This window comes from Bacillus sp. AF23, from assembly GCF_020861455.1.
Taxonomy (GTDB): Bacteria; Bacillota; Bacilli; order Bacillales; family Bacillaceae; genus Bacillus; species Bacillus halotolerans.
Genome location: NZ_JAJHVY010000015.1, coordinates 145,772 through 164,233 on the forward strand (window position 1 = coordinate 145,772; position 18,462 = coordinate 164,233).

The 18,462-nt window shown below is 45.1% G+C and carries 15 protein-coding genes and 1 pseudogene; 13 read left to right on the plus strand and 3 right to left on the minus strand.

All coding sequences use genetic code 11. The annotated features are described in order from the left end of the window. Positions 1-18 precede the first annotated feature (18 nt). The 12 genes from fenB (at position 19) to LNN34_RS06255 (ending at position 15,743) form a co-directional block, all read left to right on the plus strand. Entirely contained in the window at positions 19-3,843 is a 3,825-nt protein-coding gene (fenB, locus tag LNN34_RS06195) for a fengycin non-ribosomal peptide synthetase FenB (RefSeq protein ID WP_101863375.1), read from the plus strand. 123 nt (positions 3,844-3,966) lie between these two features. Continuing rightward, a complete protein-coding gene (locus LNN34_RS06200) occupies positions 3,967-4,359 on the plus strand; it encodes a DUF1360 domain-containing protein (RefSeq protein WP_010334451.1) in 393 nt (130 codons plus the stop codon). A gap of 144 nt (positions 4,360-4,503) precedes the next feature. Then, the gene (locus LNN34_RS06205; RefSeq protein ID WP_101863376.1) at positions 4,504-6,039 is read left to right on the plus strand and encodes a glycoside hydrolase family 10 protein; all 1,536 of its coding nucleotides are present in this window, start codon (positions 4,504-4,506) and stop codon (positions 6,037-6,039) included. Between the two features lie 331 nt (positions 6,040-6,370). Then, the gene (locus tag LNN34_RS06215; protein WP_229043001.1) at positions 6,371-6,544 is read left to right on the plus strand and encodes a TetR/AcrR family transcriptional regulator; all 174 of its coding nucleotides are present in this window, start codon (positions 6,371-6,373) and stop codon (positions 6,542-6,544) included. 148 nt (positions 6,545-6,692) lie between these two features. Continuing rightward, the gene (locus LNN34_RS06220; protein ID WP_044155696.1) at positions 6,693-7,835 is read left to right on the plus strand and encodes an acyl-CoA dehydrogenase family protein; all 1,143 of its coding nucleotides are present in this window, start codon (positions 6,693-6,695) and stop codon (positions 7,833-7,835) included. A gap of 41 nt (positions 7,836-7,876) precedes the next feature. After that, a complete protein-coding gene (locus LNN34_RS06225; protein WP_101863377.1) occupies positions 7,877-9,526 on the plus strand; it encodes an AMP-binding protein in 1,650 nt (549 codons plus the stop codon). A 13-nt stretch (positions 9,527-9,539) separates the two neighbouring features. Next, a complete protein-coding gene (locus LNN34_RS06230; RefSeq protein ID WP_101863378.1) occupies positions 9,540-10,874 on the plus strand; it encodes an acetyl-CoA carboxylase biotin carboxylase subunit in 1,335 nt (444 codons plus the stop codon). Between the two features lie 13 nt (positions 10,875-10,887). Next, positions 10,888-11,109, plus strand: a complete 222-nt coding sequence (locus LNN34_RS06235; RefSeq protein ID WP_101863379.1) for an acetyl-CoA carboxylase biotin carboxyl carrier protein subunit — start codon at positions 10,888-10,890, stop codon at positions 11,107-11,109. 15 nt (positions 11,110-11,124) lie between these two features. Further along, complete coding sequence (gene ldeG / locus LNN34_RS06240; protein ID WP_101863380.1) at positions 11,125-12,027, plus strand: hydroxymethylglutaryl-CoA lyase; 903 nt, start codon at positions 11,125-11,127, stop codon at positions 12,025-12,027. A 16-nt stretch (positions 12,028-12,043) separates the two neighbouring features. After that, entirely contained in the window at positions 12,044-12,826 is a 783-nt protein-coding gene (locus LNN34_RS06245; protein ID WP_044155703.1) for an enoyl-CoA hydratase, read from the plus strand. 19 nt (positions 12,827-12,845) lie between these two features. Beyond that, the gene (locus LNN34_RS06250; protein ID WP_229043002.1) at positions 12,846-14,375 is read left to right on the plus strand and encodes an acyl-CoA carboxylase subunit beta; all 1,530 of its coding nucleotides are present in this window, start codon (positions 12,846-12,848) and stop codon (positions 14,373-14,375) included. 168 nt (positions 14,376-14,543) lie between these two features. Continuing rightward, positions 14,544-15,743, plus strand: a complete 1,200-nt coding sequence (locus tag LNN34_RS06255) for a DHH family phosphoesterase (protein WP_229043003.1) — start codon at positions 14,544-14,546, stop codon at positions 15,741-15,743. A gap of 46 nt (positions 15,744-15,789) precedes the next feature. On the opposite strand, the gene LNN34_RS06260 is transcribed toward LNN34_RS06255, so the two are convergent. From LNN34_RS06260 to LNN34_RS06270, 3 genes are all read right to left on the minus strand, one after another. Continuing rightward, positions 15,790-16,386, minus strand: coding sequence for a DedA family protein (locus LNN34_RS06260; RefSeq protein WP_014113955.1), 597 nt, complete (start codon positions 16,384-16,386; stop codon positions 15,790-15,792). Between the two features lie 73 nt (positions 16,387-16,459). Further along, positions 16,460-17,353, minus strand: coding sequence for a UTP--glucose-1-phosphate uridylyltransferase GalU (gene galU, locus LNN34_RS06265; RefSeq protein ID WP_229043004.1), 894 nt, complete (start codon positions 17,351-17,353; stop codon positions 16,460-16,462). Between the two features lie 6 nt (positions 17,354-17,359). Continuing rightward, a complete protein-coding gene (locus tag LNN34_RS06270; RefSeq protein ID WP_229043005.1) occupies positions 17,360-17,818 on the minus strand; it encodes a GtrA family protein in 459 nt (152 codons plus the stop codon). A 222-nt stretch (positions 17,819-18,040) separates the two neighbouring features. Between LNN34_RS06270 and LNN34_RS06275 the strand changes: the two are divergent. Beyond that, a pseudogene (locus LNN34_RS06275) lies at positions 18,041-18,183 on the plus strand (6-carboxyhexanoate--CoA ligase); the annotation flags it as partial. Positions 18,184-18,462: the final 279 nt, after the last annotated feature.

Sequence of the window (18,462 nt, forward strand, 5' to 3'; positions counted from 1 at the left end):
TAGAAAGGTGCAGGCGATATGGTTAAAACCAAAAAAATCAAGAATGTTTATCCTCTCAGTCATATGCAGGAAGGAATGCTGTTTCATTCCTTCCTCCATAAAGAGGAGGGAGCTTATGTTGAGCAGTCGCTCTTTACGATAAAAGGAAGCCTCAGCTATGAGATATTTCAGCGCAGTATTCAAGCCATCATCGACCGCCATGATATTTTCAGAACTGTATTTCTGCCGCACGTCCCCAATCTGTCGGGGCCTCGGCAGGTCGTGATGACAGAACGGAATTTCCATTTGCACACTGAGGACATTTCCAGCCTGCAAACGAATGAGCAAAATGATTATATTGAACAGTTTAAGGAGAAAGATAAGAAAAAAGGGTTTGATTTGCAAAAAGACATGCTGATGCGGATTTCTCTGCTCAAAACAGCGGAAAATGAGCATGTCTGTGTCTGGAGCCACCATCACATCTTAATGGACGGCTGGTGTCTCGGAATCATTCTGCAGGAATTTATGCAAATCTATCAATCTATCCATACAGGAAATCACCTTGCTTTGGAGCCTGTTCGTCCCTACAGCACCTATATTTCTTGGCTGACAAAACAAGACAAAGAAACGGCAGCAGACTACTGGCGTGCTTATCTGAAAAACTACAGCACCCCCTCACAGCTGCCTCGGGTGACGGACAGAGAAGCAAAAGAAGGGTATTACCGTGAAGAATTAATTTTCACTGTAAATCAAAAGCTGACGGACAAGCTGAAAGAGACCGCCAAACAAACAGGCGTCACGCTTGCCACCTTTATTCAAACGGTCTGGGGTGTCATGCTCCAGCGCTACAACCGAACGGACGATGTCGTTTTTGGCGCGGTCGTTTCAGGCAGACCATCTGAAATTCCGGGTGTTGAATCAATGATCGGATTGTTTATCAATACAGTTCCGGTTCGTGTTAAAACAGGCAAAGAAGAAACGTTTGCAGAACTGCTCAGCCGCTGTCAACAAGATATGCTGGACGCTGAGCCGTTTACCTGCCATCCTTTATTCGATATTCAGGCAAACACCGCCTTAAAACAGGAACTGATTGACCACATTATTGTCTTTGAAAATTATCCGTTACAGCAAAAAATGGCTGACTCAGCTGATCAGATTGATTCACCTCTGCAAATAGACAATGTAAAAGTGTCTGAACAGTCAGGATACAATTTCAACCTTGTCGTTGCTCCCGGTGATGAACTCGTCATCAAGTTCAGCTATAATGCGCACGTGTATGATGCTGCCTGGATGACCTGCATCCAAAGACAGTTGACTCAAGCGTTACAAGCCGCTGCAGATCACCCTGACATTCCCGTTGCAGACTTTTCCTTTCTTGATCCGAAAGAAAAAGAGCAGATTTTAACACAATGTAACGACACTTCGACGGCGTATCCGAAAAACAAAACAGTGATAGATATATTCCGCGAACAGGCAGTAAAAACACCAGATCAAACAGCTCTGGTTTACGGAAATAGGTCCATTTCGTATCGTGATCTCGATCAAAAATCGGATGCACTGGCCAGAACATTGTATGAAAACGGGCTGCGCCGAAACGGAACAGCCGGTATTTTGGCTGGTCATTCTCCTGAATTCATCATTAGTGTACTGGCTGTTTTAAAAGCAGGGGGGACATACCTTCCTCTTGACGCGGAGCTTCCGCCTGAACGGATCAGCTATATGCTCGGCGAAACAAAAGCCGCTATGCTGATTGTTCAAAAAGGACTGGAGCCAAACACAGCGTTTGCAGGAACCTTCATTTCTGCAGATGCAGAGGCGATGATTGAAGAACATACGAAACCTTTGGAAATCGTCACTGGCCCGGATGATCTCACGTACATCATGTATACTTCCGGTTCGACAGGCCGGCCTAAAGGCGTCATGATTACCAATCGCAATGTCGTGTCCCTTGTTTGCAACAGCAATTACACATCAGCTTCTGTAAATGACCGGTTTATCCTGACAGGGTCCATCAGCTTTGACGCCGTCACCTTTGAGATGTTTGGAGCGCTTTTAAAAGGAGCAACTCTGCATATCATTGATAAATCAACAATGCTGACACCAGATCGTTTTGGCGCGTATTTAATTGAAAACAACATCTCTGTGCTGTTTTTGACAACCGCTCTTTTTAATCAGCTGGCACAAGCTCAAGCTGACATGTTTCACAGGCTTCATACGCTATATGTCGGGGGCGAAGCGCTGTCGCCTGAGCTTATAAATGCTGTCAGGCGCGCGTGTCCGAACCTTTCGCTTTATAATATCTATGGACCGACAGAAAACACGACGTTCTCAACCTTTTTTGAGATTAAAAGAGACTATGCCACTCCTATCCCGATCGGGAAACCGATTAGCAATTGTACCGCTTTCATCTTAGATGCAAAAGGATGTCTCTTGCCAATAGGCGTTCCCGGAGAGCTATGTGTGGGCGGTGACGGGGTGGCAAAAGGCTATTTAAACAGAGATGATGTAACAGCTGCCGTTTTTTCTCCTGATCCTTTCATACCTGGAGAAAGAATATACCGTACCGGTGATTTGGCGCGGTGGCTGCCTGATGGGAACCTAGAATATATCAGCCGGATTGACAGACAGATTAAAATTCGCGGAAAACGGATTGAACCCGCTGAAATTGAAGCGCGGCTGTTAGAAATCGAAGGGGTACGTGAAGCGGCAGTTACATTGCTGGAAACAGATGGAGAGGCGCAGCTATACACGCATTATGTTAGTGATGAAAGCAGAAACGAAAAGGAAATTCGCGCTGCATTGGCACGTGTGCTTCCTGACTACATGATTCCGCAGCGCTGGGTTCGGGTTGACCGTATGCCGCTTACCGGAAACGGAAAAATCAATCGCAGCGCACTCCCTGTTCCAGAAAACGAGTCTGAAAATCGTCAGGACCTCACACCGCCCAGAAACTGGGTCGAACAGGAATTGACGCAAATTTGGAAAAGCGTACTCGGCGTTAAAACGATCGGAATACATGATGATTTCTTCGCTCTTGGCGGACATTCACTAAAAGCGCTTCAAGTGATACACATGCTTAAACATCATCAGCATGTTGATATACCGATTGATGTCTTATTCGAAAATCCGACGATCGCCCAGCTTGCGGAAAAGCTTTATTCTAATCAGCTGTCAGCGGCCGGTGAACAGCATGTGATCCAACTGAACCAGCAAGGCGGAAAAAACCTGTTCTGCTTCCCGCCAATTTCAGGATTCGGGATTTATTTTAAAGACCTGGCATTGCAGCTGAATCACAAAGCAGCCGTGTATGGCTTTCATTTTATTGAGGAAGACAGCCGCATCGAACAATATGTCAGCCGCATTACCGAAATACAGCCAGAAGGGCCGTACGTTCTATTAGGCTACTCCGCGGGCGGAAACTTGGCTTTTGAGGTTGTACAGGCTATGGAGAAGAAAGGATTAGAAGTCAGTGACTTCATTATCGTAGACGCCTACAAAAAGGATCAGTCTATAACAGCAGATACCGAAAACGACGACTCAGCCGCATACCTGCCGGAAGCAGTCAGAGAAACAGTGATGCAGAAAAAAAGGTGCTATCAGGAATATTGGGCTCAGTTAATAAATGAAGGCCGCATTAAATCAAACATTCATTTCATTGAAGCTGGCATTCAAACCGAAACGAGCGGGGCTATGGTATTACAGAAATGGCAAGACGCCGCTGAGGAAGGCTATGCCGAATACACCGGGTACGGCGCGCACAAAGACATGCTGGAAGGTGAATTTGCTGAAAAGAATGCAAATATTATCCTCGATATTTTAGACAAGATCAATTCAGATCAAAAAGTGCTGCCAAATAAGCATTAAACAAATACTTGCCGGACAGAAGCGTATCTCTGTCCGGTTTTCTTTTTGCAAGAGAGTCGCGCATAAGAATGGATGCAAAAAAGCGGGGAATGATAACATCATCCTTTTTCTTGGAGGCTTGTCATGGAACATCTTTCTTGGCTTACTTTTTTTATGCTGATACTGGCGAGTTACAGGCTGACACACTTAATTGTATTCGACAAAATTACAGAATTCATCCGAAAACCTTTTATGAAAAAGAAAAGAACCGTTGATGCAAACGGGCACGTGAATGAAAAAAACGTGCCGGCCTCAAACTTTGGCTATATGTTAAATTGCTACTGGTGCGCCGGCGTTTGGTGTGCCATCCTGATCGGGCTTGGCTATCTTTTTTTACCTGATATCGCTGTTCCGGTGATTTTCATATTATCGATCGCAGGCGCACAGGCCATTCTTGAATCAGCTGTCGGCGTAGGCGTAAAACTCGTAGACGTGTTAAAAAGTGTGCAAATTCTCATAAATGATAAAAAGTCCTAAAGCAGGGTAAAGAGGCTTCGGGACTTTTTTACGTTCAGCCGGTTATAAATCCGGTTTCTTCAATCCGATTAAGCACCCTTTTACAGCTCGGGAATACCGTAATAACGAATAGTGAAAGCGATGTAATGGGGGAGAAGAAACAGAATGAAGGGTTGTCAAAAGCCGATTGTACGTATTCTTGTCAGCTTGCTCATCGGAACGTTAATCATATCCGTTCCTTATCTGGCCAAAGCACACACGGACAGGGAACTGAGAGCCGTATGGATTGCATCCGTACTAAACCTTGATTGGCCGTCAAAAAAAGGCTTATCGATTGAAGCGCAAAAACAGGAGTATCTCAGCCTGCTGGATGACGTTCAGTCAATGGGAATGAATGCCGTCATCGTTCAAATTAAGCCGACGGCCGATGCCTTTTATCCGTCCGCTTACGGGCCTTGGTCTGAATATTTGACTGGTGTTCAAGGAAAAGACCCAGGTTATGATCCGCTCGCTTTTATGATTGAAGAAGCCCATAAACGAAATCTTGAATTTCACGCTTGGGTTAATCCTTACCGCATTACGATGAACCATACAGATCTCAATAAATTGTCTGATGATCACCCGGCAAGAAAGCATCCGGACTGGGTCGTGGCTTACGGAAAGCAGCTTTATTATAATCCCGGCATTCCTGAAGCGAGGGATTTTATCGTCGAGGGCATTGAAGAAGTCGTAAAGCATTATGACGTTGATGCCGTTCATATGGATGATTATTTTTATCCTTATAAAATAGCCGGACAGGAATTTCCTGATACCATACAGTATGAACAATACGGGAAAGACATGTTTCCCGATATTGATGACTGGCGAAGAGATAATGTAAACCAGCTTGTCAGCCAAATCAATCAAACAATCAAAGCTGAAAAACCATATGTCAAATTCGGCATCAGTCCATTCGGTGTATGGAGAAACGCAGAAGACGACCCAACCGGATCGAATACCAAAGCAGGCGTCAGAAATTATGATGACCTTTATGCAGATACGAGACACTGGATCCAGCAAGGCGACATCGACTATATTGCCCCGCAAATTTACTGGAGCATCGGCTTCAACGCAGCCGCTTATGACGTGCTGGCTGATTGGTGGAGCAACGAGGTCAAAAACAGACCCGTTCATTTATACATCGGGCAGGCAGCCTATAAAATCAATAACAATTTTGACCCGCCTTGGTCCGACCCTGAAGAATACGCCAGACAAATCAACCTCAACCGTCAGCTGGAGCTGGTGAAAGGAAGCATGCATTTCAGCCTCAAAGACCTCAATAAAAATCCGCTCGGCATCAAAGACAGACTCATTACCGACCTGTACAGCAAGCCTGCATTGGTACCCGAAATGCCTTGGCTCGACAGCAAAGCGCCGAAAAAACCGAAACTGACCAAAGTAACCGCAGACGATAACGGAAATCTCCTGCACATACAAGACCACCCATCTAATCGAAAAACAAAGGAAACAGCCTACTATGCAATATACAGAGCTGAAGGAAAACAGGAGCAAACATTGCTGGCCACAGCAAGAAAAACAAGCGACAAGCAAACCTTCCTGGATGACACGGCAGAACCAAATAAAACATATTCGTATTATGTCACGTCCGCAGACCGGCTTCATAACGAAAGCAAGGCCTCGAAAAGAAAAATAAATAAATAGCCCGCAGAGAGACGGCTGTTTACTAGCCGTCTTTTTCAACAAATTGCATTTTTTATGAATGAGACAAGAAACGTATTGCCGGTGCTGAATTACTAAGAGAAAATGATTTTTAACGATTTCCTGTATTGGAATCTGAGCATTTCGTATTAAAAAAGATCGAAGAGACACACTTGCAAAATGTATTTTCAATCTATGATCATGACGAAGTATTTGAAAACTGCGGCATCATTCCTAAACATAACATAAAAGACAGTACATAAAATGATTAGCCATTTTGATCGAGATGATCAGAAAAAAGCGGGGGATTTATAAGAAGTATCAAGGAACTACAATGACGTTAAAATCAGTTGCCGAACAAGCAAATGTTACGCAAGGAACGGTTTATTATCATTTTCGCACAAAAAAGAACCTGATGCTGGAGGTGGTTCGTCATGTGTGCGACAGTTCATTGGCAAACGTAAAGAACAATCAGCGTCCGCCAATCGAAAAGCGAAAAGAGGCATGACTGTCAGCAAATGCCCAAACGAAGGAAAATGCTTATTATCACCGGTTAATTTTAATGCTGACGTTTTAATTTTCAGACTTCTTTTGTCAGGGAATGATTCCTGAATTCACTTAATAGGATGTTACAAAGATGTGAAGGAGGAAACCAAGTGAATTTTGAGCTGACAAAAGAACAGCAAATGGTTCGTGAAATGGTAAAGGATTTTGCAAAGAAAGAAATTGCTCCTCACGCAGAACATGTAGATCAAACGGGTGAATTCCCGATACAAACGTTTCAAAAAATGGGTGATCTCGGACTGATGGGCATCCCCTTCCCTGAGGAATATGGAGGATCAGGCGGAGATACGATTTCCTATGCCTTAGCTGTTGAAGAAATCGGCAAAGCATGCGGCAGTACAGGATTAAGCTATGCAGCTGCAGTTTCACTCGGTGCAAGCCCTCTATATTACTTCGGGACAGAAGAACAAAAACGGGCGCATTTGATTCCTCTGGCTTCCGGAAAAGCACTCGGATCATTCGGCCTGACAGAACCAAATGCCGGATCTGATGCAGGAGGCACGCAAACGAAAGCGGTGATAGATGGTGATGAATATGTGATTAACGGCGAAAAATGCTGGATCACAAATGCCAGCTATGCACGTACGGTGATTGTGACAGCAGTGACAGGCAAAAATGAGAGCGGAAATAATATCATCTCCGCATTGATTGTTCCGACTGACACACCCGGCCTTACGATAACGAGCCCGTACGATAAAATGGGCGTGCGCGGATCAAATACAGCGGAAATTTTGCTTGAGGATGTCCGTGTACCCGCAAGTTACCTGCTCGGCGACCCTTCAAAAGGATTTAAACAGTTTCTTCATACCCTAGATGGCGGACGTATTTCTATTGCCGCTCTTGCAGTCGGCATTGCCCAAGCAGCACTTGAAGCCTCCTTAGCCTATGCGAAAGAACGAAAGCAGTTCGGACAGCCGATCTCTTCCTTTCAGGCCATTCAGTTTAAACTTGCCGACATGGCGATGGAAATCGATCTTGCCCGGCAAATGGTATTAAAAGCTGCCTGGCTGAAAGATCATAAGCGCCCGTTTACGAAAGAAGCGGCTTATGCCAAGCTGTTTGCATCTGAAATGGCAACAAGGGCATGCAACCAAGCGATTCAAATTCACGGCGGTTCCGGCTACATGAGAGAATATGCGGTTGAACGGATGCTGCGGGATGCAAAATTGATGGAAATTGGAGAAGGCACATCAGAAATACAGCGTATCGTGATCGCCAGACAGCTTCTGAAATAAAATGTAAACGCTTTCTGATCTCGTGAAAGGAGGACCGTCACATGTCCGAACTCATCCATTGCACAATCGGCAGGCTGCTGGAACAAACGGCAGCAGCCTATCCTGATCAAGAAGCGGTTGTCTATCCCGACCGGAATATTCGCTACACGTACGCGCAATTCAACAGGCTGTGCCGCCAAACCGCTAAAGGTCTCATGGGGATGGGGATTGGAAAGGGAGACCACGTAGCCATATGGGCCTCGAATATACCGGAATGGCTTGCTGCTCAATTCGCCACAGCAAAAATCGGGGCCGTGCTCGTTACCGTAAATACAAATTACCAATCCCAAGAGCTTGATTACTTGCTGAGACAATCAGATGCGGATGCACTTATCGTCATGAATTCATATCGCGGCACTTCTTATACTGAGATCCTGAACAGCTTAATTCCCGAGCTGAAGGAAGCAGAGCCCGGGCAGCTGCAATCAGAACGCTATCCGTGTTTAAAAACATTGATTTATATCGGTGAAAAACGTTTACCTGGTATGTATCATTGGGACGATACAGAGATGTTGGCACAGTCAGTGTCAGATGCCGAGCTGGAAGCAAGAATGAGCAGCCTTGAAAAAGATGATGTCATTAACATGCAATACACGTCAGGAACGACAGGATTTCCTAAAGGAGTGATGCTAACTCATTTTAATGTCATCAACAACGCCGCAAATATCGCTGAATGTATGAAATTAACCTCATCTGACCGCATGTGCATTCCGGTTCCGTTTTTCCATTGCTTCGGCTGCGTGCTTGGCGTTTTGGCATGTGTGTCCGTCGGAGCAGCCATGGTACCTGTTGTAGAATTTGAACCTGCCACAGTCCTTACAACGGTTGAAAACGAGACATGCACAGCACTGCACGGTGTTCCGACGATGTTTATCGCGGAGCTTCATCTGCAAGATTTTGATTCTTATGATCTGTCATCTTTGCGAACAGGCATCATGGCAGGATCATCCTGTCCGAGTGAGGTGATGAAAGCTGTCATTGAAAAAATGGGCATGACAGACATCACAATCGCCTACGGACAAACGGAAGCTTCGCCGGTGATCACACAAACAAGAGCTAATGATTCCTTCCAAAGAAGAGTGGAAACAACCGGCCGAGCCTTTCCAGAGGTCGAAGTGAAAATTGTGGAGCCCGGCACGTTTAATGAGGTTCAAAGAGGCATACAGGGAGAGCTTTGCACCCGCGGCTATCATGTGATGAAGGGCTATTATAAAGACGAAGAAGCTACCCAAAAGGCAATCAACCCAGAAGGATGGCTCTTTACCGGTGATCTCGCTGTGATGGATGAAGACGGATACTGCCGCGTCACCGGGAGATTAAAAGACATGCTCATCAGAGGCGGTGAAAACGTTTATCCGAGAGAAATAGAAGAATTTTTATACCGCCATCCTAATATTTTAGATGTACAGGTAGTTGGTGTGCCTGACGAAAAATACGGGGAGGAGGCAGCTGCCTGGATTAAGCTGAAAGAGGGAAAAACAGCTTCACCCGAAGAGCTGAAAACCTATTGCAAAGGGAAAATCGCCCGCCACAAAATTCCGCGTTATTTCATCTTTACAGACGAGTATCCTATGACGGCCTCAGGCAAAATTCAAAAATACAAGCTTCGTGAAAAAACGATTCAGCTGTTTCACTTACCATCAAGTCAATGAGGGGTGATTTCATTTGTTTACAAAAGTGCTGATTGCCAATCGCGGAGAAATCGCAATGAGAATCATACGTACGTGCAGCCGCCTTGGGATCAAAACGGCAGCGGTATATTCTGAAGCAGACAGAGATGCGCTCCATACAAAGGCAGCAACAGAGGCTTATTATATCGGAGGATCGAGAGTCAGTGAGAGCTATTTAAATATTGAGAGAATCATAGAGGCGGCGAAAAAGGCAAATGCCGACGCCATCCATCCGGGATATGGGTTATTGTCAGAAAACAGCCGTTTCGCGCAACGCTGCAAAGAAGAAAACATTGTATTTATCGGTCCTTCACCCGCTGTGATTGCCAAAATGGGAAGTAAGATTAAAGCACGAAAGGCAATGGAGGAGGCAGGTGTTCCTGTAGTGCCGGGTGTTTCCGAATCCCTTGGAGATATTCAGGCAGCCTGCCTCGCCGCGAGTGAAATCGGCTACCCCGTTATGCTGAAAGCTTCAGCAGGGGGAGGAGGCATCGGAATGCAGCTCGTTCCTAACGAAGAAGCATTGATAAAGGCGTATGAAGGAAACAAAAAGCGAGCAGCAGATTTTTTCGGAGACGGGTCCATGTATATAGAAAAGGTGATTGAACACGCCCGCCACATCGAAATTCAAATTCTTGCCGATCACCATGGGCATACTGTGCATCTGTTTGAACGTGATTGTTCTGTCCAGAGGCGCCACCAAAAGGTCATTGAAGAAGCCCCATCTCCATTTGTTGATGATGAGCTGAGAATGAAGATAGGAGAAACGGCAGTGAAAGCAGCCAAAGCGATCGGCTATGCCAATGCGGGAACGATCGAATTTTTAGTCGATGAGAATAAAAACTTTTATTTTCTGGAAATGAATACGAGATTGCAGGTAGAACATCCCGTGACTGAAGAAATTACAGGTTTAGATTTAGTTGAGCAGCAATTAAGGGTTGCGGAGGGACAGACTCTCAGATTCTCTCAGCAGGACATAAAACGAAACGGGCATGCCATAGAGGTCAGAATATATGCAGAAGATCCGAAAACCTTCTATCCGTCACCGGGAACAATCACCGCTTTTTCTCTCCCGGAACAATATGGAGTCCGACACGAATGTGCAGTAGCAACAGGGAGCGCAGTTACGCCTTTTTACGATCCGATGATCGCCAAAATGATCGTCAAAGGCCCAAACAGAGAGGAAGCGATTGAGAGGCTAAAGAAGGCGCTCCGTGACTATCGGATAGAAGGCATCAAAACGAATATTCCGCTTCTCTTACAGGCTGCTTCATCAGAAGCATTCAAAAAAGGAGACGTCACGACTGATTTTTTGAAAAACAACTTATAAGGAGGCAGCTGTCATGACGATACACATTCAAATGGCAGGGAACCTATGGAAGGTGCATGTCAAAGCCGGAGACCACGTTGAAAAAGGCCAGGAAGTCGCCATTTTAGAATCAATGAAAATGGAAATCCCGATTGTTGCAGAGAGAAGCGGAACAGTCAAAGAAGTGAAAAAAAAGGAAGGTGATTTCGTGAATGAAGGTGATGTGCTGCTCGAACTGAACGATTCAACTCAATAATCGGGGAGGCTTACCATGTCCTATCCTAAAAAAGTCATGTTAAGAGAAGTCGGCCCGCGGGACGGCTTGCAAAACGAACCGGTGTGGCTTGCAACAGAAGACAAAATCGCTTGGATCAACCAGCTTTCCCAGACAGGACTCTCCTATATCGAAATAACATCCTTCGTTCATCCAAAGTGGATTCCCGCGCTTCGAGATGCTCTAGATGTGGCAAAAGGCATCAGCCGGGTAAAAGGCGTCACGTACGCAGTACTTGTCCCTAATCAAAAGGGACTGGAGAATGCGCTGGAAGGGGGTATTGACGAAGCTTCTGTCTTTATGTCCGCAAGCGAAACACACAACGTAAAAAACATCAACAAATCCACTGCTGACACTCTCCAAGTTCTCAAACAAGTAACAGACGACGCAAAAAAAGGAAATCTTACAGTAAGAGCCTATCTCTCCACAGTTTTCGGCTGTCCGTATGAAAAACATGTACCGATCGAACAAGTGATTCGCCTTGCAGAATCTTTATTTGATTTCGGAATTTCTGAACTATCGCTTGGAGATACGATCGGCGCCGCAAATCCTGTACAGGTTGAAATCATACTTGAAGCGCTTTTGAAACGATTCCCGGCAAGCCAGCTCGCCCTCCACTTTCATGATACAAGGGGAACGGCTCTCGCCAACATTCTCACCGCTCTGCAAATGGGCATCACCACATTTGACGGTTCAACGGGCGGTCTTGGCGGCTGCCCATATGCTCCAGGTTCATCGGGAAATGCTGCGACAGAAGATATCGTGTACATGCTAGATCAAATGGGAATTGAAACAAACGTAAAGCTCGCCAAGTTGCTTCCAGCAGCCAAATGGATCGAGGAGAAAATCGGGAAACATCTTCCGAGCCGAAATTTACAGGTGTATAAATCATCTTTATAAAAGAAAGGGAATACCAATGGGAGAATCTATTCTTTTCACTGCAAAAACAGAACATATTGCTGTCATCACCCTTAACAGGCCCCATGCGGCAAATGCCCTTTCGGCAGAAATGCTTAGAGACCTGCAATCCACTCTCCAAGAAATCGAATTCAACACGAAAATCCGCTGCGTCATCCTGACAGGCGCCGGTGAAAAAGCGTTCTGTGCGGGAGCAGACTTGAAAGAAAGAATAAAAATGAAACAAGATCAGGTTCTCAAAAGTGTTTCCCTCATTCACAGAACCGCTGCTTTACTCGAAGCCTTGCCGCAGCCGGTGATAGCAGCCATAAACGGAAGTGCTTTAGGAGGCGGGCTTGAATTGGCATTGGCATGCGACATCCGAATAGCAGCCGAGAACGCTACGTTAGGCCTTCCGGAAACGGCTTTAGCCATTATCCCGGGCGCAGGAGGGACACAAAGACTTCCGCGTCTGATCGGCAGAGGAAAAGCAAAAGAACTCATTTATACAGGCAGACGCATAACCGCACATGAAGCCAAAGAGATAAACCTTGTAGAGCATGTTACGGCTTCTTGTGAGCTTATGGCGAAAGCAGAGGAACTGGCAGAAGCCATTTCAGCTAACGGACCAATTGCCGTCCGCCAGGCTAAATTCGCGATCAATAAAGGATTGGAAACAAACCTTGCAACGGGATTATCAATTGAACAAAAAGCATATGAACACACGATCCCGACAAAGGACAGGACAGAGGGACTTCAAGCCTTTCAAGAAAAAAGACGTGCCGTATACACGGGAGAATAAAGATCGGAGGGAACGCCTTATGGATTATGAAAAAGAACGAACAGAACGGGCGGAAAGAATACAAAAAGGCGGAGCGGAGAAGTATCATCGCAGCAACCAAGAAAAAGGCAAGCTCTTTGTTAGAGAGCGGCTTGCCCTTTTATTTGACGATGACATCGAGCTTGAGGACGCTATTTTTGCAGAATGTATGTCAGACGGGCTTCCCGCCGACGGAGTCGTAACCGCCATCGGTAAAATCGGCGGCCAAACCGTCTGCGCCATGGCAAATGATTCTACAGTGAAAGCAGGCTCCTGGGGAGCAAAAACAGTCGAAAAAATCATCAGAATACAAGAAACAGCAGAAAAATTAAACTGTCCGCTCATTTATTTAGTCGATTCGGCAGGCGCCAGAATCACCGACCAGATCAATGTATTTCCGGGCAGAAGAGGCGCAGGGAGAATTTTTTACAATCAGGTCAAATTGTCAGGGCGCATTCCCCAAATCTGCCTTCTATTCGGCCCGTCCGCAGCTGGGGGTGCGTATATTCCTGCCTTCTGCGATATTGTCGTCATGGTAGACGGTAACGCATCTATGTATTTAGGCTCACCGCGGATGGCAGAAATGGTGATCGGCGAAAAGGTGTCACTTGAAGAGATGGGAGGCGCCCGCATGCATTGTTCAGTTTCCGGCTGCGGAGATATTCTCGCAGAAACTGAACAAGAAGCCATTCACTTGGCACGCTCATATTTATCTTACTTTCCGGCAAATTATAAAGAAAGAGCGCCTGTACAAGAAAAACGGCCGCCAAAGCCCTTTGAGATACCGCTTTCCGACGTTATTCCGCAAAACCAAAATGCACCTTTTAATATGTTTGAGCTGATCGATCGTGTAATAGATGAAGGCTCTTTTTTTGAAATCAAAGCTTTATTCGCACCGGAAATCATTACAGGTCTTGCGAGGATTCACGGACAGCCTGTCGGAATTATCGCGAATCAGCCAAAAGTAAAAGGCGGTGTCTTATTCCACGATTCAGCGGACAAAGCCGCTAAATTTATCACATTATGCGACGCCTTTCATATTCCATTGCTGTTCTTAGCGGACATTCCCGGCTTTATGATCGGCACAAAGGTAGAACAGGCCGGAATTATCCGTCATGGAGCCAAAATGATTTCAGCGATGTCAGAAGCAACCGTCCCCAAGCTTTCTGTAATTGTCAGAAAAGCCTATGGAGCGGGGTTATATGCTATGGCCGGACCGGCTTTCGAACCGGATTGCTGCATAGCGCTTCCAACCGCACAAATCGCCGTAATGGGCCCTGAAGCAGCCGTAAACGCTGTCTATGCCAAGAAAATCTCCGAGCTGCCGAAAGAAGAGAGGGCTCAATTTATCAGCAGCAAACGGGAGGAGTACAAAGAGGACATCAATATATACCGCTTGGCTTCAGAGATGATCATTGACGCGGTAATCCCAGCCAATTCATTGCGCGAGGAATTGCACAAACGGCTTATGGCTTACATGACAAAGGAAATAACATTCACCAATCGAAAACATCCGGTCTATCCAGTTTAAAAGGAAGTACCAGGAGCGTGAAATAAGCGCTCTTTTTATTGTTTTAGATAATTTTATTATGTAAACTAATCAACTGTGCATAAAACCCTCTGTTTTTTACAATAGTAAATAAAGGCTGCCGCACACCTATAGCGGCAATCTCCAGTATGATAAAAAGGGGCCTTTATTATGTACCATTTATATTCACATAACGACTTGGACGGAATAGGGTGCGGGATCGTTGCGAAATTGGCTTTCGGGAAAGAAGTTGAGGTCCGTTATAACTCTGTCAACGGCTTAAACGCTCAAGTCCAATACTTCTTACAAAAAGCAAAAGAGAGCAGCAGACACGATGCCTTATTTATCACGGATCTGGCTGTCAATGAAGAAAATGAAAAGAGGCTGAACGAGTATGTCCATGCGGGCGGAAAAGTGAAACTGATTGACCACCATAAAACAGCCCTTCATTTGAATGAGCATGAGTGGGGATTTGTCCAGGTGGAATACGATGACGGACGTCTTGCATCGGCCACATCTCTTTTATACGACTATCTTGTCCAAAATGATCTGATGAAGCCGACAAACGCCTTAGATCAATTTACAGAGCTCATCCGCCAATACGACACTTGGGAATGGGAGCAGTACGATCAAAAACAGGCAAAGCGGCTCAATGACCTTTTCTTTTTGCTTTCAATCGATGAATTTGAACAAAAAATGATTCAGCGGCTTTCTGCCCATGACGAATTCTTCTTTGATGAATTTGAAGTGAAACTGCTTGATTTAGAAGAAGAGAAGATCGAGCGCTACCTTCGCAGGAAAAAAAGAGAAATGGTGCAAACCTTTGTTCACGAACACTGTGTAGGTATCGTTCACGCAGAATCGTACCATTCTGAACTCGGAAACAGACTCGGAAAAGACAATCCGCATCTTGATTACATTGCCATTTTAAGCATGGGATCAAAACGAGCCAGCTTGCGTACCATTCATGATTACATTGATGTTTCAGAAGTAGCAGGCCGGTACGGAGGCGGGGGGCATGCGAAGGCTTCAGGCTGTTCCATAACGGACGAAGTATACGATTTGTTTGTAGCTGAAGCATTCCGAATGGAACCGGTCCGCCCAGATGCATTCCGTAATTTCTATAATCTGAAAGGGTCGGCAAACGGCTCATTATACGAAAATCGCGAACAAATGAGATTCTTCCTGTTTCCTTTGGACAACGCATGGAACATTCAAATTAACGGGGAGACACAGGACGAAACCTTCGCGGCTTTTGAGGAAGCAGAATGGTTTATTAAAAGGAATTACGCGGCATCTCTTGTACGGGATGAAGTGTTTGTCGCATTTTTAGCGGAACATATGAAGCTTTCAAATCATCATCGAAAATAACAAAAAATATGCATAGGGGAGAGTCCTCCCTATGCATACCCATAAGCTATCGTTTAAAAATGGCTGTGCGTTTTTTTATGACAAAATAAAGTGCAATGACCACTATAGCCAGTATCATAATCGGTGTTGTATAAGTGCCTGCAATGTTCTCAACGTCATCCCACTGGCTTCCGAGCTGAATGCCTAAATAAACAAACAGGATAGACCACGGAATGATAGCAAGTACAGTCAGTACCACAAATTTGAGAAACGGCATTTTGGCAATGCCTGCGGGAATTGATATCGCATGTCTGACAACCGGTATAAAACGTGCCGAGAAGACAACTCCCGTACCATACTTTTGAAACCAGTTTTCTGACATGTCAATGTGATGCTTTTTAATCAATAAGTACTTCCCGTATTTGTCCAAAAACGGCCTGCCGCCATAGCGTCCGATCCAATAAATAAAGATCTGGGCAATGGTGCCCCCGATAACCCCCGCAATGATGGCGCCGATAAATCCAATCGTGCCTTCCGATACCATATAGCCGCCATAGGCCAATACAATTTCACTCGGTATGATTTCGATCATCAACCCAATTGCAATGCCCGCATATCCCATATTCGTCAGCCAAGTTAAAATTTCGCTTATCAAACTGCCCACATTCTTCACAACCTGTCCTTATCTTTTTCACTATTATATGACTGATTGACGAGCAAGATGGTTACAAATTTTTTTATCGCAGCACTTCTTTTGTTTCCCGTTTGAGCACTTCTTCTAAATAAGCTAAAAGCTGAGATCTCATTTCAGGACGCATTAAGCCGATTTCAGTGCTTGCTTTAAAACAGCCCAATTTATCGCCAATGTCATATCGTTTTCCTTCCAGAAGCCGCGCATGAATAGGCTGGGTACGGCAAACCTCACGAAGTGCATCTGTTAATTGAATCTCATTGCCTGCGCCTCTCCCGATCGACTTCAAAATAGGGAAGATAGAAGGATTCAGTACATATCGTCCCATCACTGCAATTTCGGAAGGGGCTTCTTCCGGAGACGGCTTTTCAACTAAATCGTTCACTTCATACACATGGCCTTGAGAGCCTGATGTCTGAATAATGCCATATTTGCTGACATCCTCAGGGAGAACAGGCTGTACGCCGACAACCTCTGTGCCATAAGCGGCGTATACATCCATTAATTTCCGAAGAGCCGGCTTTTCAGACACCATAATATCATCACCTAATAGAACGGCAAAAGGCTCATCTCCGATAAAATGCTCCGCACACAGCACCGCATGGCCTAAGCCGAGCGGTTCTTTCTGGCGGATATAATGTATGTTGGCCAAATCAGCAATCTGCTGCATTTCCTTAAGCGTCTCCGTCTTGCCTTTTTCCCGCAGTTTGAATTCCAATTCCGCCGACCGGTCAAAATGATCTTCAATCGAGCGTTTGTTTCTCCCTGTAATAATCAGTATATCTTCAATTCCTGACTCTACGGCCTCTTCTACAATGTATTGAATGGCTGGTTTGTCGACGATCGGGAGCATTTCTTTCGGCTGCGCCTTTGTCGCCGGCAGAAATCTCGTTCCTAAACCCGCTGCGGGAATGACCGCTTTTCTCACTTTTTTTCTCATTCATCTTCACTCCTGATCCTGTATGTTTTTCAGCGAATCTCCAAATACCCAGACTCGGTTTCCGATAAAATTCATCATCATTCCGCCGATAGTGGCGGCGAGCTTACTCACCAAAAGCGAACAGCCGCCTTTTTGAAACAAATAAAGCAGCAAAAAGGTGATCCCCGACGCGGCAATATTAATCATGAGAAAGCGCACGATCTCTTTTCCGTCAGCCTTACGTTTTACACGAAACGTCCAATTCCGGTTCCACACATAGCTATTGATGATACCTGCCGAATAGGAGCAGATCTGTGCCGGAAGATAAGGGACATGACAAGCGGTGAGAAGAAAGAAGACACCAAAATCTATCAGCGTATTGCCGACGCCCACGGTACAAAAACGGCCTAATGTCTTTATTTTTTCTTTCAGCATAACGGCACTCAGTTTTGACCTCCCTTCATAAAAGATGCATATGGCTGTCATATTTGTTGATATGGATTACTTTAGCGGACAGTGTTGAATAAACAATTACTAAAATATGAACAAAACATGAAAAAATAATGAGGCCTTGCAGATTCATTAAGTTAATCGTTTGATCGTGTAGGTTGACATATTTTACGAGGCACACTAATATTCAGCAAGAGTGTTAACCTTTAATGATTTTAGTTAACATTCATTCTCAAGGTTAGAAAGGAGGGGAATAAGATGCTGGTAGAAACATATTACAGCGTCAGAATGAGAGCTTCCCAGGCCCCCTATGAAAAAGGCGGACAACGGGTCATCACTTACAGCGGTTTACAGGGGTGAATGGCTTATTACATAAAGGCTACTCACACTCAAGAGGGACAGCGTACAAAGCAAATGGCATCACAGGTCAGGCCATAGTCATGGATGGCGGCTTATCCTTTTGAAAAAAAACAGCCGCTCTGAACGGCTGTTTTTTTGTGCCTGAAAAAGTGAAGAAGAGTCGTTAACAGCCTTCCATCCCGGCTCTTATCATCTCTCTTTAAACTGATTTTTCGGTGTCAGTCTCACCTATATATTTAATGAATAAATGTATCCAGTTTCTTTGTAAAACCGAACAATAATTCCTCCGAAAGTATTCTATACACATTTATTATAATCAT

Coding starts and splice junctions, on each gene's coding strand:
- ldeG (WP_101863380.1), top strand. CDS start 11,125: ATGTCCTATCCTAAAAAAGTCATGTTAAGAGAAGTCGGCCCGCGGGAC.
- LNN34_RS06255 (WP_229043003.1), top strand. CDS start 14,544: ATGTACCATTTATATTCACATAACGACTTGGACGGAATAGGGTGCGGG.
- LNN34_RS06270 (WP_229043005.1), bottom strand. CDS start 17,818: ATGACAGCCATATGCATCTTTTATGAAGGGAGGTCAAAACTGAGTGCC.
- fenB (WP_101863375.1), top strand. CDS start 19: ATGGTTAAAACCAAAAAAATCAAGAATGTTTATCCTCTCAGTCATATG.
- LNN34_RS06250 (WP_229043002.1), top strand. CDS start 12,846: ATGGATTATGAAAAAGAACGAACAGAACGGGCGGAAAGAATACAAAAA.
- LNN34_RS06200 (WP_010334451.1), top strand. CDS start 3,967: ATGGAACATCTTTCTTGGCTTACTTTTTTTATGCTGATACTGGCGAGT.
- LNN34_RS06225 (WP_101863377.1), top strand. CDS start 7,877: ATGTCCGAACTCATCCATTGCACAATCGGCAGGCTGCTGGAACAAACG.
- LNN34_RS06205 (WP_101863376.1), top strand. CDS start 4,504: ATGAAGGGTTGTCAAAAGCCGATTGTACGTATTCTTGTCAGCTTGCTC.
- galU (WP_229043004.1), bottom strand. CDS start 17,353: ATGAGAAAAAAAGTGAGAAAAGCGGTCATTCCCGCAGCGGGTTTAGGA.
- LNN34_RS06235 (WP_101863379.1), top strand. CDS start 10,888: ATGACGATACACATTCAAATGGCAGGGAACCTATGGAAGGTGCATGTC.
- LNN34_RS06245 (WP_044155703.1), top strand. CDS start 12,044: ATGGGAGAATCTATTCTTTTCACTGCAAAAACAGAACATATTGCTGTC.
- LNN34_RS06215 (WP_229043001.1), top strand. CDS start 6,371: ATGACGTTAAAATCAGTTGCCGAACAAGCAAATGTTACGCAAGGAACG.